Origin of the sequence: Lascolabacillus massiliensis, assembly GCF_001282625.1 — a bacterium.
Taxonomy (GTDB): domain Bacteria; phylum Bacteroidota; class Bacteroidia; order Bacteroidales; family Dysgonomonadaceae; genus Proteiniphilum; species Proteiniphilum massiliensis.
The window spans coordinates 18,829-37,521 of sequence record NZ_CTEJ01000002.1 but is presented as its reverse complement, the minus strand read 5'-3'; the positions used below and the strand labels follow the sequence as shown (position 1 = coordinate 37,521).

The 18,693-nt window shown below is 34.2% G+C and carries 11 protein-coding genes and 1 tRNA gene; 7 read left to right on the top strand and 5 right to left on the bottom strand.

The window, feature by feature from the left end; all coding sequences use genetic code 11:
- Window positions 1–22: 22 nt before the first annotated feature.
- The gene (locus tag BN1354_RS04880; RefSeq protein WP_053826423.1) at window positions 23–3,100 is read right to left on the bottom strand and encodes a SusC/RagA family TonB-linked outer membrane protein; all 3,078 of its coding nucleotides are present in this window, start codon (window positions 3,098–3,100) and stop codon (window positions 23–25) included.
- Between the two features lie 37 nt (window positions 3,101–3,137).
- Complete coding sequence (locus BN1354_RS04875) at window positions 3,138–4,787, bottom strand: carboxylesterase/lipase family protein (RefSeq protein ID WP_045089473.1); 1,650 nt, start codon at window positions 4,785–4,787, stop codon at window positions 3,138–3,140.
- Window positions 4,788–5,037: 250 nt separating this feature from the next.
- On the opposite strand from BN1354_RS04875, the gene BN1354_RS04870 reads away from it, so the two are divergent.
- Window positions 5,038–9,084, top strand: a complete 4,047-nt coding sequence (locus BN1354_RS04870) for a hybrid sensor histidine kinase/response regulator transcription factor (RefSeq protein ID WP_053826422.1) — start codon at window positions 5,038–5,040, stop codon at window positions 9,082–9,084.
- Window positions 9,085–9,089: 5 nt separating this feature from the next.
- Here BN1354_RS04870 and BN1354_RS04865 read toward each other — a convergent pair whose 3' ends face one another.
- On the bottom strand, window positions 9,090–10,682 hold the full coding sequence (locus BN1354_RS04865) for a CotH kinase family protein (RefSeq protein ID WP_053826421.1): 1,593 nt from the start codon (window positions 10,680–10,682) through the stop codon (window positions 9,090–9,092).
- A 172-nt stretch (window positions 10,683–10,854) separates the two neighbouring features.
- Between BN1354_RS04865 and BN1354_RS04860 the strand changes: the two genes are divergently transcribed.
- Together BN1354_RS04860 and BN1354_RS04855 are read left to right on the top strand one after the other, a co-directional pair.
- The gene (locus tag BN1354_RS04860; protein ID WP_053826420.1) at window positions 10,855–11,190 is read left to right on the top strand and encodes a zinc ribbon domain-containing protein YjdM; all 336 of its coding nucleotides are present in this window, start codon (window positions 10,855–10,857) and stop codon (window positions 11,188–11,190) included.
- 390 nt (window positions 11,191–11,580) lie between these two features.
- Window positions 11,581–13,587 (top strand): FAD-dependent oxidoreductase, encoded by a 2,007-nt coding sequence (locus BN1354_RS04855; protein WP_053826419.1) that lies wholly within the window; start codon window positions 11,581–11,583, stop codon window positions 13,585–13,587.
- 55 nt (window positions 13,588–13,642) lie between these two features.
- Here the strand turns inward: BN1354_RS04855 and BN1354_RS04850 are convergent.
- Window positions 13,643–13,716: transfer RNA gene (locus BN1354_RS04850), tRNA-Ala, on the bottom strand.
- A gap of 122 nt (window positions 13,717–13,838) precedes the next feature.
- Here BN1354_RS04850 and BN1354_RS04845 point away from each other — a divergent pair.
- The 4 genes from BN1354_RS04845 (at window position 13,839) to BN1354_RS04830 (ending at window position 17,294) form a co-directional block, all read left to right on the top strand.
- Window positions 13,839–14,147 (top strand): DUF4286 family protein, encoded by a 309-nt coding sequence (locus BN1354_RS04845; RefSeq protein WP_045089478.1) that lies wholly within the window; start codon window positions 13,839–13,841, stop codon window positions 14,145–14,147.
- Between the two features lie 15 nt (window positions 14,148–14,162).
- Window positions 14,163–14,738: a crossover junction endodeoxyribonuclease RuvC gene (gene ruvC / locus BN1354_RS04840; protein WP_082057354.1), complete on the top strand. Its 576-nt coding sequence runs from the start codon at window positions 14,163–14,165 to the stop codon at window positions 14,736–14,738.
- A 65-nt stretch (window positions 14,739–14,803) separates the two neighbouring features.
- Window positions 14,804–15,748, top strand: coding sequence for an HU domain-containing protein (locus tag BN1354_RS04835; protein ID WP_045089479.1), 945 nt, complete (start codon window positions 14,804–14,806; stop codon window positions 15,746–15,748).
- Between the two features lie 310 nt (window positions 15,749–16,058).
- Window positions 16,059–17,294, top strand: coding sequence for an aminotransferase class I/II-fold pyridoxal phosphate-dependent enzyme (locus tag BN1354_RS04830; protein ID WP_053826418.1), 1,236 nt, complete (start codon window positions 16,059–16,061; stop codon window positions 17,292–17,294).
- A gap of 79 nt (window positions 17,295–17,373) precedes the next feature.
- On the opposite strand, the gene BN1354_RS04825 is transcribed toward BN1354_RS04830, so the two are convergent.
- A complete protein-coding gene (locus BN1354_RS04825; protein ID WP_053826417.1) occupies window positions 17,374–18,606 on the bottom strand; it encodes a peroxiredoxin family protein in 1,233 nt (410 codons plus the stop codon).
- Window positions 18,607–18,693 lie beyond the last annotated feature (87 nt).

The window sequence follows — 18,693 nt, the reverse complement described above, 5'->3', positions numbered from 1 at the left end:
TAATTTTAACTGAAATGAATAATTAGAAAGTAACTGCTAAGCCTACAACTACTTTTTTAGAATTAGGATAACTACCTTTATCCACTCCAAGTGCACTGCCAACTCCTGTTACTTCCGGGTCGAAACCTGGGTAATCAGTAAATGTGAAGTAATCTTCGAGTGAACCATAAATTCGTAAATTATCAATAGATATTTTACTCAAAAGATTTCTTGGTATTGAATAACCCAACTGTATCTGTTTAATTTTAAAGAATGAGCCATCAAATACTGAACCCGATGATGTCATAAACTTAGTAAAATCTGTTGCATACGCTCTAGGAGTAGTACCATTAGGATTATTTCTAGTCCATCTGTTTTCTGTAAAATAAGTAAGTTGATTCAAGTTATAGTCGACACGATTTAGACCCATATAAATATCATTACCATGTGAACCAGTTCCGAACACTATTAAGTCAAAATTTTTCCATCCGGCAGTTAATGTAATACCGTATGTTAAGTCGGCAATACCTTTTCCAATTTCTGTTTTATCATTATCAGTAATAGCACCGTCTCCGTCCTGATCTGCAAAAATAGGTTCACCAGTTTCCTTGTCAACACCAGTAAACTCATATCCATAAAAGTACCATGCAGGTTTTCCAACCTCAAAACGGGTTATAGCTCCATAAGTAACTAAAGATGTTCCATCAATTGCAGCCAGTGACTCATGTATATAGGTAACTTTGTTTTTAAGGGTTGATATATTACCTCTTACTCCATAAGAGAAATCGCCAATTCTATCTTGCCAGCCTAATTCAAGTTCAATACCTTTATTAGTAATGTTACCTGCGTTTACAGGAGAAAAAGTATTACCAACAACTGTAGAAGCTTTAATTCCTGATACAATTAAGTCTTTGGTTTCTTTATTGAAATAATCGGCAGTTAATGAGAGTCGATTATTCAAGAAACGAGCATCAATACCGATATTGGTTTGTTCTGATGTTTCCCATTTTAACTGTTCATTACCAGTAGCAGAGGGGGCATAACCATTTACATAGTAGAAATCATTATTATTACCTATAGCAATATGACCGGTTGAACCAACAGATACGTTCCAGCGGTAACCTCCTAGTGATGCAGTTGATCCATTCTGACCCCAACTGGCACGCAGTTTTAAATGAGTCATAAAATCATTTGATCCCTTGATAAAGTCTTCCTCTGAAATTACCCATCCAAAAGAAGCTGCAGGGAAATAGCCCCAACGCTTTTGTTTTGGTAATACAGAAAGGTCTGCAGCATCTGCACGTAAAGAAAACTGTGCAAGATATTTGTTCTTATATTCATAGTTCAAACGACCAAAATAGGCTAGCTTGCGTGAGAAATTTTCTTCTCCACCTGAAATATCCTTTGCAGCATCTGAAGTTGCATAAGCGAAGTACCAGAATAGGGGATCATCCTGAAGGAATCCTATGTTTTGATCGTCGCCACGTTTATTCCCGCTTACTCCAAAACTACGACTCTCACTAAATGATGTACCTAACATCAGAGTTGTATTATGATCTCCAAATTTACGATCATAGTTCATAAAATTTTCCCACTGCCAGTATGTTGGACTATAATCTGATGCGCTTACCTGTATATAATCCTGCTTTGCAGTACCATGATAATAATAGTCATGGCTCACTCCGTATGAAGAAGATGATGATAATCGATATCCAAGTCTTGAAGTGATAGTCAATGGTTTTATAGGTTTAAAGTTTATATATGTAGTACCATTGATATTGAAACCTCTGTTTTTAGTAAATGAGCGATCACGCATAGCAAGAGGATTTATAGCTTCAGCATTTCCTGTAAATGCTGATATACCATAAAGATTGCCTTTTCCATCCCCTAACATATTTGGATGTTGAGCATAAGTATCTGCCATATGTTGAGGTAAATTGTTTATTGGATATAAAGGTTTAGTAAGAGGATCAAGTTGTAGCACTGATAAAAGTAAACTTCCATATTCACTACCTTCAGCAACAGATTGAACTTTATAGTGTTCAATTTGATTGTTTGTTACTACTTCTAACCATGGTTTGATTTTCCAACTGGCATTAATCATACCGGTGAGTCTGTTATAAGTATCACTGTTTCCAACCACCATTCCATCATTATCCAGGCTTGACAATGATAAATAAAGTGCGCCACTTTCATTACCACCCTGGAATGTTAGGTTGTGTCTCATCATTGAACTATTTTCAAAAGCTACATCTGTCCAATCTGTATTTGTAACTCCATCCCAGTTCAAATTAAATGCACCTTCGGCAATTTTACCTGCTTCAATGAAATAGTCTTTATACTGCTGAGAGTTCATAACTTCAGGTATTCTGCCTAAACTTTGAGAAGTATGCTGAAGATTATAAGTTATTTTGCCACTTCCTTTTCCTCTTTTAGTAGTGATTAAAACAACTCCATTACCCGCAGCAGCTCCATAAATTGCTGCTGAGGCACCATCTTTTAATACTTCCATTGACTCAATATCATTTGGATCTATTCCTCCGATGTCGCTTGCAATTCTACCATCTATTACGTAAAGTGGTTCACTTGATCCATTTGAGCTGATACCACGAATTCTAACAGAAGGTGAAGAACCCGGACGAGCAGTTGAACTCAAAACCTGAACACCGGCAGTCTTTCCCTGAAGTGCCATCTCAGGACGAGCTATTGTTCTTGCTTCCAAGTCCTCTGATTTTACTGAAGATACGGCACCGGTGAGTGAACTTTTTCTTTGAACACCATAACCAATAACAACAACTTCATCCAATGCTTGCATATCTTCATCCATAGTTACATCAAGAGTATTGGCGCTTACAGTTTTTTCCTGGGTTATATAACCAATATAAGAAAAAACTAATGTAGCACCTTGTCTTACTGATATTTGATAATTTCCATCAATATCTGTAATTGTTCCATTAGTAGTACCTTTCTCCAGTACACTTACACCAATCATTGGTTCATTCTGAATATCCACAACTTTGCCGCTTACTTGTACAATGTTTTGTGCAAATAACAGGGGCACAGCAACCATTAAGGATAAAACTGACAAAATCAGTCGTTTAATTGAGTCTTTCTTGTTCATCTTCTTCTGTTTAGATAGTTAAATAGATTAATTTTTTTTATAATCCACGAATAGGGAAAAGACGGACTATATCCAACAAATCCTTATCATGTCCTTTTTTCAATTCACATTCATTATCGAAAATCATTAAAGATTCATTATTAAGGTTATATGGCTCCCAATGAGGCAAGCCTTCGGTGTTAGGATCACCGGTTTTTGCAAAATTGATCCATGCTGAACTCATAATATTTCCAAGATCTATTGCCTCAGATCCTCCGCCAGTCATATTTCCATGAAGCGTCACATTATTAAATACAAAAGGTAGCTCCAAACAATGCATACTTCTGAGAATTCCGTCCAGCACTGGGGATTCCCAAGTGAAAAGATATGTATATACTGGAGCGTTACTAAATGATGACATTATATTACTGAATTCAACTACACTGGGTCTGAAAATAAAGTCGACGTCAAATAAATCTTTAGGGGTATAGTTTGGATAGGCCTTTTTGAAAGCTTCAATATATTCATTAACTCTGTTTCCATATTTGACCTTCAATTTCTCTATAGCCTGTTCTTGTGTGATATTTCGTATTGAAGGGTTGTATGTACTGGTACAAAACTCATGAAGTGTTGTGCCAACTAAAATTGGAATATTTTTACTCTGCTCAGGTGGAGTGGGGTAGAATAACTTAGATGGCAGAATATTTCCATCAATAGTGGGTGCCCAACCAAAAATAAATGTTTTAAATCCTTCTTTATCTGCCTCGACTTTAACCTCGGCAACTGCCTTTTCACCGGCTTCAAGAAGCTGCTGGTAAGGAATATTCTGGATCTTATCAATATCTGAAGAATTTAAGCCAAGCTCCCGGACAACAGCTGTACCGATTCTCCTGGACCATTTTGACTCCATTGTATTCAACATCGCTCCACTCTGAATGATAGCTTTGTGAAATAAGCCTTCTGCAGAAGGTGTTGCTAATAGTGTTGAAACTTTACCTCCTCCTCCTGATTGACCAAATATTGTAACATTAGATGGATCACCTCCAAATGAAGAGATGTTCTTATTTATCCATTCAAGTGCAGCAACTATATCAAGTATTCCAACATTACCTGATTCTTTATATTTCTCTCCATAAGCAGACAGATCAAGAAAACCGAGCACATTTAATCGATGATTTAATGAGACAACTACAATATCACCCTTACGTGAAAGATTTGTTCCATCATAAGAGGGCAGTTCGTGTCCGGAACCGGCTGAATAACCCCCTCCATGCAACCATACCATAACCGGCCTTTTTTGATTGCCGTTAATGCCAGGTGTCCAGATGTTTAATCGTAGGCAATCTTCATCCTGGTAACCATCATTCCAGTCAAAAGCAAATGCTTGTTCATCACTGTACCAGCCCATTCGTTTGCCCTGTGGTGATGTTGGACCATATGAGCGACTACTTCTAACGCCATCCCATTTTGTAACTTTTGTTGGAGGCATAAATCTTTCTGCTTCTGCATAAGGAATACCTTTATATATGTATATCCCATTTTCAATATACCCTGCCACCTTTCCGTACTCAGTGTTAGCGGTTGTAGCTTGTAAAGAAGTAGTAATTTCACTTTGATTCTCACATAATGATTCAGCCGTTTTACTATTTCGACAACTTGAAAATATAATTATGGAGGTAATAAATAATGGTATAGAATAAAATCGCATATTATATCATGGCTTAAATGTTTATGCAAATCTATAATATCATATAAAACTATGTTTTCAGAACTGTTTAATAAATTTTCATATTTGTAGAATAGGGTTTTATGGATTGTCCAAATGTTTTCATATTTGTTTAATTTGGCTTTTAATAACCTTTTTGAAATTCCTTAATCTTATAAAGCATATTGAAATTTCCCATATATTCCCTATATTTGAGTCATGTAGTTGAATATTATAAAGACCATGAAGTTCTATGATAAATATCATCCTTATCATTTTAATTCTTTTTATTACATCATGTAATGCACCTGTAGACTTTAAAAATCCTGTTAAGGAGCAAACTCCAGTTATTGCGAATGATATTTCGAATCAGAAAATTACTGCGTTTGCAGAGGATGAACATGGACATATTTGGATAGGTACATTTAGGGGGTTAAATAAATATGATGGCAATGAATTCTATCAATTTTTCAGTACAGATGATTCTCTGGATTTAGCTGATAATAATATTACAGACTTGATCTTGGATTCTAAAAAAAGACTTTGGATAGCAACTGTTAATGGGGTTAGTAGGTATACAGAACAAGATAATTTCAAAAGAATTCCGATTAGAAACAGCAATCAGAATGGACATCAGTTAATTGAAACAAGAGATGGTAGAATTTTGCTTAACTTCTCATATATGCTAGGTGTTTATAATCCGGAAAATGAGAGTTTTGATAGATTTGAACCTTTCGATTTTAATAAAATACCTCTATTCGTTTTTATAGACGCAAGTAATGATATGTGGACTATATGCGAAAGAACAATTTACAGATATAATTCATTTACATTTGATATTAAAGATTCTGTAAACATAGACTTCAGTGTAATTACATCTTATCTATGGGGGAATAATGAATTATGGATTGCCGGAGATGATAATATTGCTGTTTTTGATACTCGTACGTGCAGATATATTAGTACACCTCAATGTATAGCAAATCATGATCTACTTATGCAAAGCACTGTGAAAAAGATTTATTCTTTAAACTCCAATTCTTTGCTTTTTGTTTCTGAAAATAATGGCTCTTTTGTATACAACAGAGGTGATCAAACACTGTATCATCAGGATGAGAGCGGTTTCCCATTTGTGGGAACTGAAAACAGTATTAGCACTATTTTCGTTGATACTCAACAAAATATTTGGTTGGGAACAGAGGATCAAGGCTTTTTAGTGCACTCCAGTTATAAGAACAGATTTAATAATGACAACTTTTTGAATGAGTATTTTCGTGGTAAACCAATATTGTCTGTGTCTGAAGATGATAAACGTAATATGTGGCTCTTAACATCCAAAGGAGAGTTATATATTTATAATCTAGAAAATAAGAAAATTGAAAATTTAAATGTTTCACAGTTACTATATAAAAGCATTCCACAGAATAACATTAAAGAGGTTTTGGTTAGCACATTGTTTATTGATAATGAAGGCAATCTGTGGTTAGGCTCAAAAGAAAATGGTAAGGTTTGGAAATGTATACTAACTGAAGATAAACTCAGACTAGTTTCTGATTATGATGTTTTTGGGCCGAATGTGTTTACACAAGATAATAATGGAACGATATGGCTTAGTACTACCTCAGAGTATGTTTATTCTTTAAAAAAAGGAGATTCTGATTTTGAACCACTCCAGATATATACGCCATTCTTTAATTTTGTTTCAGGATTCATAACACTTAGAAATGGCAAGATTATGGCTTCTCCTTTTTACCACAGACCTAAAATGATTGACCCTGATAGAAGAATTGTAGAGGAAATTATTTTTGATGAAGCACAATGGGAAAATTCTATTCCACGCTCGGTACTTATAACCAATGTTCTTTTTGAAGATAGCAGAGGTGAGGTTTGGATAGGAACTAAAACGAATGGACTGCTAAGATTTTTACCGGAAGATGGATATCTTGAACCTATTAGTGGTGCACCATGTATGGATATAGTATCAATAGAAGAAGATTTACATGGTAATTTATGGGTTGGAACTGAATATGGGTTAGGGAAATATGACCGTGATTTAAAGCTATTTACAAATTACTACGCTTCTTCCGGTATTGGAGGGAATCAGTTTATAGAACGTGCATCTTACCTTCTATCAAATGGTACACTTGTGTTTGGGGGAACGCATGGACTTACTTTTTTCAATCCAATCGATGTCCCGGAGAAACAAACTCTACCTTTATTATTTGAAAATTTAAAAGTTCACAATCAGATAATAAGACCTCAAGATAAAGGAAGTAGTATAGATAAACATCTTTCATATAAACCTGATATTAGATTAAGATATTTTGAGAATGGATTCAGTATTTCATTTGCTGCATTGGATTATAGTGAATATGATCGTGTAAAATACTATTATATGCTTGAAGGTTTTGATAATTATTGGGTTGATGCAAATAATAACCGTGAAGCATATTATGCCAATCTGCCCTCAGGTAAATATAAATTCTCAGTTAGAATTACTGATAATGATCAAAGTATAGTTGAAACACAAGAATCCATTAATATTATTGTAGAGCCTAAACCATGGTTAACATGGTGGGCGAAATGTATATATCTTATTTTGATTAGTGGACTAGTTTATTTAATACTTAGAGGATTGTGGCATATCCGTAAAGAAAGAGAATTGGCATATTTGGCTGAGATGCAAAAACAGCAAGAGCAGAAAACAAACGAAATGAATATGCGTTTCTTTACTAATATTTCACATGAATTCAGAACTCCTTTAACGATGATTTCTGGTCCAATCTCTCAATTAGCAGAAAGCAAGGATGTTCCACATAATGAGAAAGAGCTTATTGAAATAATTAAAAGAAGTGTTGTACGTATGCTGCAATTAATAAACCAACTTATGGATTTCAATAAGCTTGAAAATGACACTTTAAAGCTGAGAGTAAAAAAAGAAGATGTTACAGAGTTATTAAAGAGAATTATAGATATTTTTTGTATTAATGCGAAAAACAAAGGAATTGAGTTTAAAATACAAGGACTTGAGGATCGATTTGAAATGTGGATTGATGAAGATAAACTTGATAAAATTGTAAGTAATTTGCTTTCTAATGCTATTAAATTTACACCTCAAGGTGGAATAATATCAGTAGAAATTGATATTATAAGCGAACATGATGCATCCAGAATTTTTAATCTAGAACCAGATAAAAGATCATCTAAATATTTTAAACTTACTATTACAGATAGTGGGAAAGGAATCCCTGAAGGTGAAGAGGAAAAGATATTTAATCGTTTCTATAAAGCAGGAGATGCTGATGTGGATAATTATTATGGTACAGGAATAGGATTGTATCATGCACTAAGTTTGGCTAAATTACATCATGGATATCTAAAAGCCAACAATAAGAAAGGTAATTCAGGTGCCGTTTTTACTTTATTACTACCTATTAATGATGATTTATACAGTTCAAGTGAGCGTATTATTTCAGAAGATTTGGAAACTGAAAACTTACAGTTAAATTCAAAAAATGAATTTAATTATGATGAACCAGATTATTCTAAAAATCTAAAATCTATTGTAGTAGTTGAGGATGATTCTGAATTGGCTAACTTTATTCGAGTTGTACTTTCCCCTTTTTATAATGTGATTTGTTTTTACGATGCAGTTAATGCACTTGAGTACATGTTAGAAGATACTCCTGACTTGGTTATTTCAGATATAGTTATGCCGGAAAAAGATGGTTATAGTTTGTGTAAAGATATAAAAGATAATCTACAGCTTAGCCACATTCCAGTAATACTTTTGACAGCTAAATCTACATTACAAGACAAGGTAAAAGGGTTAGATACAGGAGCTGATGCTTATATAACTAAACCATTCGAACCACCATATCTGTTAGCGCTAATTAAATCTCAATTATCAAATCGAGAGAAAGTACAGATGATTCTTTCTGCAACTACAAAAGCTGAAGAAATAGATAATGACATCCTTTCTCCTCAGGATAATATCTTTATGAAAGAGCTTTATGACCTGATGGAATCAGAGATTTCCAATTCTGAACTTGATATAATAAAACTTACAGACATGATGAAAATATCAAGATCTAAATTTTATTATAAAGTAAAGGGACTTACCGGTGAAACACCGGCAGTTTTCTTCAGATCATATAAACTGAATAGGGCTGCGGAACTTTTAAAAGAGGGAAAGTATAATATCTCTGAGGTTGCAGATTTAACCGGATTTACATCCCTCTCTCATTTTTCTACCAGTTTTAAGAAGCAGTTTGGCATATCGCCAAGTGATTATAAATAGTAATTTTAAAGACCTTTAATATTTGTATCCAGCCATTCTAGTCGTTTCTCAACGAAGTATATCAGATATTCCACTTCTTTGTCATAAGAACCTCTAATAATACTTGTATTCCATTCAGGTTTCGTTATACTCCAACCAGCTCCATATGGTTTGGGGCTGAAATTTCTATCTTGTGATTCATCTAGTAATTTTGCATGCTCTCTAATAAAATCTGGAACCTTGTTTAATTCAGGTTTCAACTCGTTCCATCGATTTTTAAGTTCACTAACAAACTGAGGATCTTCGAATAAGCGATCAAACCATGGTGATTGTGTCTTAATATACCATCCATCCCATTCTCTGGAAAGAGCTCCTTGTTCCCAAGTAATATGATCCGCATTACCAAAGGCAAGATCAAAGTCCCATACTAGAGGGAATTCTATTTTTCCTTTATTTCGTAATGCCATATAACAGCTACCACGCAAATTACCATCTACATTTTTAGATAACTCCTGGACTATATAGTAGTTAATAAATGATGGCACATCGATATATTTCCTGTAACCTTCAACAGGGTCAGTAAAATTTTCTGAGTATAAAACCTCCTCTGCAGTATTAAAAAAGTCCCTAACGTAATCAAATTGATTGGTTGTGGGCTCTTCAGGATCTTTAAACATGATAGGTAGATTATTCCTATCTGTTTTGAATTTATATGGTTCATCGAAATGGAAGTCAAGCTCCAAGAAATAATCACCTGTTAATGCATCTCCAGAATTATCCTCAGGTGAAACTATATCCATATCTAATCTTTCGTCTGATATTCTCACATGTTCTGTAAGTGTATATACTCCACGATATGTGCCATTCATATAATAATCAACGCTTAGAGACTTCGGTGTCCAAGATAATTCTGCTATTTTAGAAATCTCGAAAGCGGTTATATTTCGTAATAGTGTTTTATCATAGTAATTTGCAAGTAAAGCCCAGTTTTTGTCATTACTCATACCTAGGAGAGAACTTTTTTCTTCCAGTTTTATTCTAAATGGTTTCTTAGGAACACCGTACCATGTTGAATTGCCTCTTCCCTTCATTTCTCCTTTAGCAATGAAATCTGTATTAGTGGTATAGTAGTTGTCAGAATCTAAAACACGTAATGTTATGTTTTTATAATTCTCTTTTTCGTCATCACTATATTCTTGATTACCCTCTACATTTACATAAACCTTTGGCAATCGTGGTGGTTTATTTGTTGCAGTAACAGTGTATTCAGTAATTTCACCATTACTACCAATTACCTTGTAGATAAGTTTTTGGCTAAAATCGTTTGAAGTTATATCGCTTATTTGCTCTATATTATTTACCTCAACCTTAATTCCAACGTAATTAAATGATACTACCAGATTATTGAGTGAGACTCTGTAAGGTACAGATAACTTAATTGTATTATCTGATATTTCTCCTACGACAACTTCATCTAAACTGCTATTGAATTCTGGTTGTAAAGTAAAAGAGTTTATAGTGGCTTCTTGTGTATTTTCCCCTGAATCATTGCAGGATGTTATTACTGATAATAGTAATATAAGTAGATAAAGAAGATTCTTTGTTTTAATTAAACTCATAAGGTTATTCTTTTAAGATCAAAATAAATTCCCACAAAAATAATCCATTTTTTTTCACTTAACAATTTAAATGATTTATATTAACAAACTCATGGATATTTGTGAGTGCAATAGTGTAATTTTGATTACAGCGATTTGAACAGTATCTTTGTACCGTTTAAACAAAATAATTATGACACAAACTCCTAAATGTATTAAATGTCAAAGTTCAGTAACTTATTTCGATGGTTCACTATTTCACTGTACTGAATGCTTTCATGAATGGACACAGGAAGATATGGAAGCAGCCGAAAAGTTTGATAAGGTAGTTGATAGTAATGGTAACGAACTATTTGATGGTGATGATGTTACAGTAATTAAAGACCTTAAGGTAAAGGGCTCGTCAATGGTAGTAAAAAGAGGTACCCGTGCACGTGGTATTAGATTATCATCTGATGATCCAACTCACGTTCAGGCAAAAGTTGATGGTCAAACAATATTTTTAAAGACCGAGTTTTTAAAGAAATAGTTTTTTTTAAATACCTATTCCATATCGATTTTATATTGATAGTTCTGAATATGACTAGTCCTAAATAAACGTTACAGTTTTTTTTACAATACTAGTTATTTTTATCCACAAGTTTGAAGGTTAACCTTCAAACTTGTGGATTTCTTTTTTACAGGTGCATATTTTAATATGGTTCTGTCCATCCATTTCCTCCTTTATTTCAACATAGAAACATTCATAGTATCAGTTTAAAGGCTTTACAACTTTAATAATCAAGATCAATAGTTTATAAGTTTATTCTATTGGATATATGAACATGTATTCATGTATATTTGTATTTTTGCATTGAATTTATTGATAGTTATACTATAAATTTCTGTGAATCTAACAAACAACACTAAAAGTATTTAAATGGAAAAAATTATTATTGTAGGAGGTGTGGCAGCAGGAGCTACTGCTGCAGCAAAGGTGCGTCGTCTTTCATCTACTGCAGCAATTACTATGTTTGAAGCAGGCAATGATATTTCATTTGCCAATTGTGGACTTCCATATTATATAGGTGGAGATATAAAAAGTCGATCAAAATTGATTCTGCAGAGTCCCGAAAGTTTCAAAGAGCAATATAAAGTGGATGTACATGTGAATACTCGTGTAACCAATATTGACAGGTATAATAAAAATGTTACCACGTTGAACATTAGAACAGGCGAAATCAATTACTTTAAATATGATAAATTGCTATTGGCACAAGGAGGACGACCAGTTATACCAAATATTGAAGGGGCTAATCTAGATCATGTTTTTACTTTGTGGACGCTCAATGACATGGATAATATTCATCGACACATTGAAGAAAGAGCACCCAAAAATGCAGTTGTTGTTGGTGGTGGATTCATTGGTCTTGAGATGGTTGAAGCGTTAGTAAAACGAGGTTTAAATGTACACTTGGTTGAAATGATGCCACACGTTATGTCGGTGATGGATGCGGAGACTGCAGGATTTATTGAGCATGAAATGCTTTCATACGGAGTGAATATTCATACAGGAAAGGGTGTTACAGCAATATCATCAAAATCGGTAAAACTAAATGATGGTACTATTATTAATGCCGATATGGTGCTGATGTCGATTGGTGTACGTCCAACCCTGCAACTTGCAAAAGAAGCGGGACTCGATATTGGTGAATCGGGAGGACTGCTGGTGAACGAATATTTGCAAACTTCAGATGAGCATATTTATGCAGCAGGTGATATGATAGAAGTAGAGAACAGAGTTTCAGGCAGGATGGTTAGGATTCCACTTGCGGGACCTGCAAATCGTCAGGGAAGAATTGCTGCTGAGAATATGTTGGGGGGAAAGCATGCTTACATAGGCGCAATGGGAACATCGATACTGCGTGTTTTTGAGGCAGTTGCAGGTATTACGGGACTTTCTCTTAAACAAGCTCGCTCACTTGGTCTTCCTGCAGATTCAGTGGTGATACATAAAGAACATCACACTTCATATTATCCAGGGGCAGAGAATGTCTCGGTTATGTTAATTTATAACAGTGAAACAGGAGAAGTGCTGGGCGGTCAAACTGCTGGTTATAAGGGCGCCGATCGTCGTCTGGATGTAATTGCAACGGCTATCGCTGGTAATCTTACAATTCATGATTTGGCAGATATCGATTATGCGTATTCTCCTCCATTGGGTACAGCAAACGATGCTATAAATATGGCTGCATTCGTGGCTGAAAATAATAAGAGCAGATATAGTTCGTCGATTACCGTTGGTGAACTCGATCAGTGGATAGTTGATCATAATCCTATTGTGATTGATGTTCGTGATGTATTCGAGTTTAAAAAAGGGAATATTAGTGGTGCATATAATGTGCCTTTAGAAATGTTGTACAACGATCTTAAGGCTATTCCTAAAGAATCATGTGTTTTGGTATATGATGAAACTGGTAAAAAGGGACACCAAGCTTTACGAATACTCAAGAGTATGGGCGTAGAGGATGTTTACAATATTTCAGGTGGATTTATATCATTGCAGAGACAGGCGTATGCGGTTGGCTTCCAAAATATACATGTTAATCTGCCTGAGCTCGAAAATAAAAAGATCAATGAAGGTAAAGGTGAAAAAGTTGCCGATAATATAAAAGAGACATCAATATCGGCTAATTTAAATACACCACTTGTGATTGATGTTCGCACTCCAGTTGAGTTTATGGGTGGGGCTTACCCAAATGCTATTAATATTTCGTTAGATGAATTAGAAAGAAGGGTAAATGAACTAGGTGATAAAGATCGTGAGATTACCCTATATTGTGCATCAGGTGCCCGATCTGCATATGCACAACAAATGCTAATACAAATGGGCTTTACTAATGTAGAAAATGGTGGAGGATTAATGAATATGATGAGAAGAAAGTAAAATGAAATAAAAAAGCCCTTAAAAAATATTATTTTTAAGGGCTTGAATATTGATGTGGAGAATATCGGAGTCGAACCGATGACCTTTTGACTGCCAGTCAAACGCTCTAGCCAGCTGAGCTAATCCCCCAATTTATAACTTATTGATTCAATAATTAACTTCATCATCTCAACAAGGCGGTGCAAAGATAGAGAATTTATGTATATTTGCAATTCAATTGTTGCATAAATTAAATAAAAAAACTCCTTTAGATGATTGTTTTCAACACAACTTTCCATATAGATGAAACTCTTCAAGATGAATTTATAGAATATATTCTTCAGGAGTTTATACCAATGTCAACAAAAAGCGGAATTTTAACTTCAGCAAGATTTGCCAGAATATATGGAAGTAATAAGGATGAAGGTTTATCATTCGCTATGGAATTTCAGGTTGAAACTATTGAACTGCTTGAAAAATGGAACAAAGAGGAGAGTAATTATGTATATAATCTGTTAATGGATAAGTTTAAAGAAAAGCTTGTGGGCTTTTCTACTGTATTACAGACTATTGACTATTAAACTTCATTATTTACCATGCAAAAAGACTCTATTCAAAAAGAGCGTATAATTATGGGAATTGACCCCGGTACACAGGTTATGGGTTACGGAATCCTTCGAGTTTTGGATAACAAACCCTCTATGGAAGCCATGGGTGTTATGAATCTTGGTAAATATGGTGATCATTATTTGAAGCTTGCAAAAATATATTCAAGAATAATAGGACTTATTGATGAATATCTTCCTGATGAACTAGCCATCGAAGCTCCTTTTTTTGGAAAAAATGTTCAAAGTATGCTAAAGCTTGGAAGAGCCCAAGGGGTTGCAATGGCGGCCGCAATATCAAGAGATATTCCTATTTTTGAATACGCACCTCTGAAAATAAAGATGTCCATTACAGGTAATGGTAGAGCTGCTAAAGAGCAGGTAGCATATATGCTACAAAAGATTCTACATATTCCGGATGATAAGATGCTTTTGCAACTTGATGCCTCCGATGGTTTGGCTGCTGCATTATGCCATTTTTATCAGTCAGGAGTATCAACAGTTGATAAGAAATATAAAGACTGGAAAGACTTTGCAAATAAGAATCCTGATAAAGTTAACCGTTAGTTAAAAAATGATGTTTTTTTTACTACATTTGACTTGATTTACCTCTATTTTTTTATCTTTGCCTTATGAACCGACTTGTTACACACATCGAATTCTTGCTGCACGAACACAATTGTGTAATTATTCCAGAACTTGGAGGGTTTGTTGTAAACACCAGTAACTCTCACAGAGATGGAATTTCTATCTATTTACCACCATCTTGTGAATTGGTCTTCAACAGGGATCTTACTTATAATGACGGACTTCTAGCAGAATCATATATGAAGACTTACAGCATTTCATTTGATGCTGCTATGCTTTGGATTGAAGAGGAAGTCTCTGAAATGAAGAAGCAATTAAGGGATCAACGTTCTGTAGAGTTAGGAAGATTAGGTTCTTTTATCTTATTTGATGATAACAGGTTTTCATATAAACCTGGAAGTTTTATCCGTCCCGCTTTATTTGGTCTGAGTATGGCCAGATTGAAACCATTGATTCAATTGCAGAAACCTGTAAGTCTTACTGAGGCTAACAGAGGGGTTGATTCAGATAGTAGTTACAATAAAAAACGTAGTTTAAGAACTGCAAGTGTTGCAGCAGCTGTTGTGGCTGCTGTAGTATTAATAATGTTCTTTATGCCAATGAGTGACAGGACTATTGAACGTCAATCTGCCAAAATATCTTATGAAACAGAATGGCTTACACCTAAAAACAATAGATCTAACGAAATAATCATTGAGAATAAAGCTACTAAAGAAGTTGTATTTCCTGCATCAGAAATTGTAGAGATAACTGATGATTCTCCAAGGTATTATATCATAATGGGTGTATTCAAAGGTGATAAGTCTGCCACACGACTTGCTGAATCACTAAAAGCAGATGGTTTTACAGGAACAAACTGGTTAGAGAGGCCTGAACGTATTGATGTTTATTCAGCGTCATTTGATAATGAAACGGATGCTGAAGAGTTTTTAAAGAAAGTACATAAACATTATCCAAAGTATTCGGATGCATGGATTCTAAAACGATAATTTTTTTATTATGTCTATCAAAAGGAGTATTGTATTAGGTTTTATTTTCTATTGGGTTTATGAAATGTACCATCATAGGAAGAGATTGGTACCACCTACTGACAGATTTAAATTCCCTGATTTTTAGAAAAAAATAATTATCCCCGAATAATAAACCTTCGGGGTTTTTTTATGCTTTTATGTACTTATTTTTATCTTTGTATTTAATATAATTTGTATTTCAGTATTTTATTATATTAGATTCATATATATGAATTATATTCTTTTATTTTGTTTTAGGTAAGAAGTATAAAATGGTAATTTAAATATAATGAATAAAATAAATCAGGTAGATAGGTTATTGAGTCTGAGTTATCCAAAACCAGATCCTTATGGATCTTTATCAATGCCGGTTTACCACGCTCTGGCTTATGAATTTTCTACTGCAGAAGAGATGGAGAATGCATTCTGTGGCAGAACTGACGAGCATACATATTCGAGAGTGTCAAACCCAACTGTACAATATTATGAAGAACGTGTAAAAATGCTAACAGATGCTTATAACGTTACAGCGCTTAATTCAGGAATGGCAGCAATCAGTAATGCGTTCTTCACATTAGCTTGGAGTGGTAGTAATATAGTCACCTCAAAATATTTATTTGGTAACACATACTCTTTTTTCATTAATACGTTAAAAGCTTTTGGTGTTGAAACACGCTTTTGTGATTTGACTAATCCAGCAGATGTTGCTGCTAATCTTGATGAGAACAGTTGTGCACTATTTGTTGAGATTATTTCTAATCCACAAATGGAGGTTGCTGATCTTAAGAAATTGAGCAGTGTAGCACATGAAAATAATGTTCCTCTTATAGCTGACACAACAATAATACCTTTTACTAATTTCAAAGCAAAAGATTTCGGTATTGATATTGATGTAATATCAAGTACTAAGTATATATCAGGCGGAGGAACTAGTCTTGGTGGTTTAATTATTGATTACGGTAAGTTTAACTGGAAGAATTCAGCCAAATTAAACTACTTATCAGAAATTCATGAATCAGCTTTTAATTTTAAGCTACGTAAGGAGATTCATCGTAATATAGGTGCTTATATGACACCAGAAGTGGCCTATATTCAGTCCCTCGGACTTGAAACATTAAGTGTAAGGTTTGATAGACACTCAACAACCTGTTTGGAGCTTGCTAAAAAACTCCAAGCGTTACCCGCAATCAAATCTGTTAATTATACCGGATTGGGAGATAATGTATATTATGAAGTGAGTAAACGTCAATTTGGTGAATACCCGGGTGCAATGCTCACGTTCGACCTTGAGTCTAAGGAAAAATGCTTTAAATTCATGAACAAACTTCAAATTATACATAGAGCAACTAATCTGTTTGATAACAAAACTCTAATAATTCATCCGGCAAGTACAATTTATGGAACCTTCACTTCTGAACAGCGTTCAGATATGGGTATAAAAGAAACCACACTCCGTCTGTCAGTAGGACTTGAGAGTGTGGATTCAATATTTTCAGATATAAAACAGGCTCTAGAATATATTTAGATATATGCTTTAAGATATTATCTACTCAATTTAAATTTAATATATTTAGATTAAATAAAAATCACTTTAACGATACTGATCATTCTTCCAAAAGAGAGTCAATCTGTTGATTGAATTCCTCTTTAAATTCCTCATAGAATAATCCTGTAGCCGGTCCGTTAAAACCTGTATGCACTTTACGTACTTTCCCCTGTTTATCTATATATATAGTTGTAGGGTAACTTGAAAAATTATCCAGTTCCGGCAATGCACCTGCAACATTTTCCCTGCCTACAGCACCTCCAAAAAGCAAAGTATAACCAGTATTGTATCGTTCTTTTAACTGAGTAAGAGCTCTTTTCCCATAATCGAAATCATCTTTTCTTTCAAAAGCTATACCAATAACTTCAACACCACGATCTCTGTTTTCCTCATACCATGGTGCAAGATATGCCATTTCATCGAGACAGTTGGGACACCAACTTCCCAGAATAGAAACAATAACCACTTTACCCTGATACTTTTCATCTTTGAGAGATACAATATTTCCATTAAGATCGGGCAATTCAAAACTTAAAGTGTCAAATCCTTTCTTTAGTCCTGCTAATGAATAAGGGTCAGCCAATTCAGCAGCATCATTTTTATTACCGATAATGCGTGTAGTTCCTCTTGCTGTATAGAAAATTCCCTCAAAACTATTTTCATCAATAAAATTAAAATCAAAATAATAAGGGGTTAAACCACTAAATGCAGAAAGTTGAACACCTTTTTCAGTATATGCTCCTTCCAAATATCTTAAATCTCCCGAAAGTGTAAGAATTGAACCAGTAATAATATTGTTATCTGTTTTAAAAATCCCAACATTATGTGTTGTATCCCTATTTTCACCTATAAAAAGCACATCCCATTTACCATCAATTCTCAATGATGTAGGATTATCAACAGGTTCAAATCTGTTCAGAACTCCAAAAGTAGCCCTAAAAGGTATACCCGGATCATTCTCTATATAATGCTTCAAGAATTTTCCTTCTATCTTATTGTCTGAAATTATACCTCTTAACTCTGCATCATATGCAATTATAGGGATAATCAGAGTGTCATTGATTAATGAAAATCCATTTAAGACAAACCTCTCTTCTCCGTTCAGCAGAATAACTGTTGCAGAGTCAGACGATACCTTGTTAACTTCAAAAAGAAATGGAACCTTTTTACCTTCAGCAACTTCTATTTCACCTAGCCAGATTCCGCTTTGCAGATCTGCTTTTTTGTCTTTTTGATTGCAGGAAAACATAACAATAAGCACTGCAAGTAATAATATCGTTTTGTATTTCATATTTTATTTAAATTGAGGATATTAATAAAAAATAGTTGTAATATACTGCTTCAACCAATATAATTATAAGGTCGTAAAATTACATGT

What these genes read in the sequence shown, in the direction of transcription:
- BN1354_RS04880 (WP_053826423.1), bottom strand. Translation starts at nt 3,100, where the DNA reads ATGAACAAGAAAGACTCAATTAAACGACTGATTTTGTCAGTTTTATCC.
- BN1354_RS04875 (WP_045089473.1), bottom strand. Translation starts at nt 4,787, where the DNA reads ATGCGATTTTATTCTATACCATTATTTATTACCTCCATAATTATATTT.
- BN1354_RS04870 (WP_053826422.1), top strand. Translation starts at nt 5,038, where the DNA reads ATGATAAATATCATCCTTATCATTTTAATTCTTTTTATTACATCATGT.
- BN1354_RS04865 (WP_053826421.1), bottom strand. Translation starts at nt 10,682, where the DNA reads ATGAGTTTAATTAAAACAAAGAATCTTCTTTATCTACTTATATTACTA.
- BN1354_RS04860 (WP_053826420.1), top strand. Translation starts at nt 10,855, where the DNA reads ATGACACAAACTCCTAAATGTATTAAATGTCAAAGTTCAGTAACTTAT.
- BN1354_RS04855 (WP_053826419.1), top strand. Translation starts at nt 11,581, where the DNA reads ATGGAAAAAATTATTATTGTAGGAGGTGTGGCAGCAGGAGCTACTGCT.
- BN1354_RS04845 (WP_045089478.1), top strand. Translation starts at nt 13,839, where the DNA reads ATGATTGTTTTCAACACAACTTTCCATATAGATGAAACTCTTCAAGAT.
- ruvC (WP_082057354.1), top strand. Translation starts at nt 14,163, where the DNA reads ATGCAAAAAGACTCTATTCAAAAAGAGCGTATAATTATGGGAATTGAC.
- BN1354_RS04835 (WP_045089479.1), top strand. Translation starts at nt 14,804, where the DNA reads ATGAACCGACTTGTTACACACATCGAATTCTTGCTGCACGAACACAAT.
- BN1354_RS04830 (WP_053826418.1), top strand. Translation starts at nt 16,059, where the DNA reads ATGAATAAAATAAATCAGGTAGATAGGTTATTGAGTCTGAGTTATCCA.
- BN1354_RS04825 (WP_053826417.1), bottom strand. Translation starts at nt 18,606, where the DNA reads ATGAAATACAAAACGATATTATTACTTGCAGTGCTTATTGTTATGTTT.